Genomic DNA, 5,000 nt, shown 5'->3' with positions numbered 1-5,000 from the left:
TCGGCGTAGCTCCAATAAAGCAGACTTGTCGAACACGTCGATGGCATCTGATTGGCCTGGTTGTAAAAGGTAACCGGGCTTTTGGCAGGCGGCGCGGCAAACTCAGGTTTGCCCGTATGGCCAGATTTGGAGCCCCTCCGAGCGCAAGCGAGGAGGATAGGAATTCCAAATCCAAATAAGGATGAGCATTGGCAATGAGAACGATTAAGTGTCGTAAGGGCAATTGGTGGATGCCTTGGCATGCACAGGCGATGAAGGACGTGATACGCTGCGAAAAGCCGTGGGGAGCTGCGAATGAGCTTTGATCCATGGATATCCGAATGGGGGAACCCACCTTAAATGCTTGGGAAATCTGGTGCGCCGCAGGCGCACAGGCGGTAGGAATTAGGCAGTAGGATTTAGGTTCTATTGGCTACTGGCTATTGCCTGCGTCGCAAGACGCTCCAGGTTTCCAAGCATTGTTAATAAGGTATCTGCACCTGAATAAAATAGGGTGTAAGAAGCGAACGCAGGGAACTGAAACATCTAAGTACCTGCAGGAAAGGACATCAACCGAGACTCCGCAAGTAGTGGCGAGCGAACGCGGACCAGGCCAGTGGCAATGTGGAATAAAGTGGAACGCTCTGGAAAGTGCGGCCGTAGTGGGTGACAGCCCCGTACGCGTAGAACACACATTGTCCTTGAGTAAGGCGGGACACGTGAAATCCTGTCTGAACATGGGGAGACCACTCTCCAAGCCTAAGTACTCGTGCATGACCGATAGCGAACAAGTACCGTGAGGGAAAGGTGAAAAGCACCCCGACAAGGGGAGTGAAATAGAACCTGAAACCGGTTGCCTACAAACAGTCGGAGGGGGAGACCCTGACGGCGTACCTTTTGTATAATGGGTCAACGACTTAGTGTAACTAGCAAGCTTAAGCCGGTAGGTGTAGGCGCAGCGAAAGCGAGTCTGAACAGGGCGATTGAGTTAGTTGCATTAGACCCGAAACCGAGTGATCTAGCCATGAGCAGGTTGAAGGTTGGGTAACACCAACTGGAGGACCGAACCCGCATCTGTTGCAATAGATTGGGATGACTTGTGGCTAGGGGTGAAAGGCCAATCAAACTCGGAAATAGCTGGTTCTCCGCGAAAACTATTTAGGTAGTGCGTCGACCGAATACCCTCGGGGGTAGAGCACTGGATGGGCTATGGGGACTCACCGTCTTACTGATCCTAACCAAACTCCGAATACCGAGGAGTACTAGTCGGCAGACACACGGCGGGTGCTAACGTCCGTCGTGAAGAGGGCAACAACCCTGACCTCCAGCTAAGGTCCCCAAGTCATGGCTAAGTGGGAAAGGATGTGAGGATCCCAAAACAACCAGGATGTTGGCTTAGAAGCAGCCATCATTTAAAGAAAGCGTAACAGCTCACTGGTCTAAATAAGGGTCTTTGCGCCGAAAATGTAACGGGGCTAAAGCCATGCACCGAAGCTGAGGATACGTCGCAAGACGTGTGGTAGCGGAGCGTTCCGTAAGCCTGTGAAGGGGTACCTGTGAGGGGCCCTGGAGGTATCGGAAGTGCGAATGTTGACATGAGTAACGATAAAGAGGGTGAGAGACCCTCTCGCCGAAAGACCAAGGGTTCCTGCTTAAAGTTAATCTGAGCAGGGTTAGCCGGCCCCTAAGGCGAGGCGGAAACGCGTAGTCGATGGGAACCACGTTAATATTCGTGGGCCTGGTGGTAGTGACGGATCGCACAAATTGTTCAGACTTATTGGATTGTCTGGGCAGTGGAGCGGTTCCAGGAAATAGCTCCACCCTATAGACCGTACCCGAAACCGACACAGGTGGTCAGGTAGAGTATACCAAGGCGCTTGAGAGAACTATGCTGAAGGAACTCGGCAAATTGCACGCGTAACTTCGGAAGAAGCGTGACCCCATTTTACGCAAGTAAGGTGGGGTGGCACAGACCAGGGGGTAGCGACTGTTTATCAAAAACACAGGGCTCTGCGAAGTCGCAAGACGACGTATAGGGTCTGACGCCTGCCCGGTGCTGGAAGGTTAAGAGGAGAGGTGCAAGCTTTGAATCGAAGCCCCAGTAAACGGCGGCCGTAACTATAACGGTCCTAAGGTAGCGAAATTCCTTGTCGGGTAAGTTCCGACCTGCACGAATGGCGTAACGACTTCCCCGCTGTCTCCAGCATAGACTCAGTGAAATTGAATTCCCCGTGAAGATGCGGGGTTCCTGCGGTCAGACGGAAAGACCCCGTGCACCTTTACTATAGCTTTACACTGGCATTCGTGTCGGCATGTGTAGGATAGGTGGTAGGCTTTGAAGCGGGGACGCCAGTTCTCGTGGAGCCATCCTTGAAATACCACCCTTATCGTCATGGATGTCTAACCGCGGTCCGTCATCCGGATCCGGGACAGTGTATGGTGGGTAGTTTGACTGGGGCGGTCGCCTCCGAAAGAGTAACGGAGGCGCGCGATGGTGGGCTCAGACCGGTCGGAAATCGGTCGTCGAGTGCAATGGCATAAGCCCGCCTGACTGCGAGACTGACAAGTCGAGCAGAGACGAAAGTCGGTCATAGTGATCCGGTGGTCCCGCGTGGAAGGGCCATCGCTCAACGGATAAAAGGTACGCCGGGGATAACAGGCTGATGACCCCCAAGAGTCCATATCGACGGGGTTGTTTGGCACCTCGATGTCGGCTCATCGCATCCTGGGGCTGGAGCAGGTCCCAAGGGTTTGGCTGTTCGCCAATTAAAGCGGTACGTGAGCTGGGTTCAGAACGTCGTGAGACAGTTCGGTCCCTATCTGCCGTGGGTGTAGGAATATTGACAGGATCTGTCCCTAGTACGAGAGGACCGGGATGGACATATCTCTGGTGGACCTGTTGTCGTGCCAACGGCATAGCAGGGTAGCTATATATGGAATGGATAACCGCTGAAGGCATCTAAGCGGGAAACCAACCTGAAAACGAGTATTCCCTATCAGAGCCGTGGAAGACGACCACGTTGATAGGCCGGGTGTGGAAGCGCAGCAATGTGTGAAGCTTACCGGTACTAATAGCTCGATTGGCTTGATCGTTCTCATTGACCATGCTCATCAGCGCGCCTCAAGGCGCGATGATGATGCTGTTTTGTCTTCACGGGCGCACCGCGATCTTCGATCGCTGCCCTGCAGACGGCGCGCCAAACGATTGGCGACGGCCTGGCGGCCTGTACGGGTGAAAACCCCACAGGTCCAAAGACAAGACAAACCGACGTGTTCACGAAAGACAAACGAGGCGAAAGCCTCTACCAGCTTCTCAAATGTTTTGCCCTTAGCCGACCTGGTGGTCATGGCGGGGCGGCCGCACCCGTTCCCATTCCGAACACGGCCGTGAAACGCCCCAGCGCCAATGGTACTTCGTCTCAAGACGCGGGAGAGTAGGTCGCTGCCAGGTCTGCTAAAGGCAAAACAAAAAATCTTCTCGACACATAAAGGGCCTCAAGCCCATAATGAGGCCGCTCAATGCGGCCTTTTTGCTTCTTCAATAAACGCGGGGTCGAGCAGCCCGCGCCGAACCGCAGAAGGCAAGGCCTTCGAGCTCCGGCAAGACAAATATACCGGGAAGGACCCGGCGCTCAGACAATAACGCGGGGTGGAGCAGCCCGGTAGCTCGTCAGGCTCATAACCTGAAGGCCGCAGGTTCAAATCCTGCCCCCGCAACCACTGAGACTTGTAATTGCTGCCATTCAAGTCGCTTAACAGAAAGCTCCTCCGCATATGCGTTGAGGAGCTTTTTGCGTTTGGCCCGAGGGTCGTAAGCGCCCGACCTTGCTTTGAAGTAAGCTCGTAAGCCCGGTGGGCTTGACCTGAGACCCAATCTTCCTCCAGTTTTCGGGAGAGTCTTGGGTTTTTAATCTGGCCTCATGCGGCCTGTTTTTCCATAGCCATTTTCATTGCGAACTCGCTGGGGGTGATATTGCCCAGCGACGAGTGCGGTCTGTTTTTGTTGTAATCCTCCTTCCATGCGGTGATGGCGGCGCGGGCCTGGGTGAGCGACGAGAACAGGGTCTCGTTCAGGCACTCGTCGCGGAAGCTGCCGTTGAAGCTTTCGACGAAGCCGTTTTGCATCGGCTTGCCGGGAGCGATGTAATGCCATTCGACCTTGGTCTCCTGGCACCATTTGAGGACGGCCATGCTGGTCATCTCCGTGCCGTTGTCCGAGACAATCGTCCTCGGCTTTCCGCGTCTGGCGATGAGACTATCCAGTTCACGGGCAAGCCTTGCGCCTGACAGGGATGTATCGGCGACCAGGCATAGGCATTCGCGTGTAAAGTCGTCAACGACTGCCAGAACACGGAACCGGCGGCCGTCGGTGAAGGCATCGCTGACGAAGTCCAGGCTCCAGCGTTCATTGGGGCGTGAGGGCAGAGCCAGAGGGCGCCTCGTCCCCAGGGCCCGCTTTCGGCCGCCACGCTTGCGCACCGTCAGCTTCTCCTCCCGATAGAGACGTCGAAGCTTCTTCAGGTTCATGACGATCCCCTGCCGGTCGAGCATGACGTGGATACGGCGATAGCCGAAGCGACGACGCTCCGACGCCACCTTCTTCATCGCCTCGCGGATGGACGCATCGCCCGGCCGCGCGCTGCGATATCGAATGCTCGACCGATCCACAGACAGAACCTCGCACGCCCGACGCTGGCTCACCCCGTACTGCGCACAGACGTGAGCCACCGCATCCCGCTTCACATCGGGCGTCACCATTTTTTTGCAGCGACATCCTTCAGGATCGCATTGTCCAGCATGGCTTCGGCGAGCAGCTTCTTCAGCTTGGCGTTCTCGTCCTCGAGCGCCTTCAGCTTGCGGGCATCGTTCAGCGGGCAAATGATTCACAGGATCATTTGCTTTTCCGCTTCACCGTCCATGCCGCCATACTTCGCCTTGTACTTGTAGAAGGTTGCATCCGAGATGCCGTGCTTGCGGCAGACATCGACTGTCTTCGCGCCCGCCTCCTGCTCCTTCAATAT

The 5,000-nt window shown here is 55.4% G+C and carries 1 tRNA gene, 2 rRNA genes and 1 pseudogene; 3 read left to right on the top strand and 1 reads right to left on the bottom strand.

The annotated features are described in order from the left end of the window. Window positions 1–202: 202 nt before the first annotated feature. The 3 genes from RHIZ70P_RS10360 (at window position 203) to RHIZ70P_RS10350 (ending at window position 3,699) form a co-directional block, all read left to right on the top strand. Window positions 203–3,072: ribosomal RNA gene (locus RHIZ70P_RS10360) — 23S ribosomal RNA — on the top strand. Window positions 3,073–3,315: 243 nt separating this feature from the next. Beyond that, window positions 3,316–3,430 (top strand): 5S ribosomal RNA (gene rrf / locus RHIZ70P_RS10355). A gap of 192 nt (window positions 3,431–3,622) precedes the next feature. Further along, window positions 3,623–3,699, top strand: a tRNA-Met gene (locus RHIZ70P_RS10350). A gap of 198 nt (window positions 3,700–3,897) precedes the next feature. Here the strand turns inward: RHIZ70P_RS10350 and RHIZ70P_RS10345 are convergent. Further along, a pseudogene (locus tag RHIZ70P_RS10345) lies at window positions 3,898–5,000 on the bottom strand (IS3 family transposase); the annotation flags it as partial.

The organism is Paenirhizobium selenitireducens ATCC BAA-1503, assembly GCF_900492185.1.
GTDB classification, from domain to species: domain Bacteria; phylum Pseudomonadota; class Alphaproteobacteria; order Rhizobiales; family Rhizobiaceae; genus Allorhizobium; species Allorhizobium selenitireducens_A.
The sequence above is the reverse complement of the archived record's forward strand: the minus strand, read 5'-3'. Positions and strand labels throughout refer to the sequence as shown.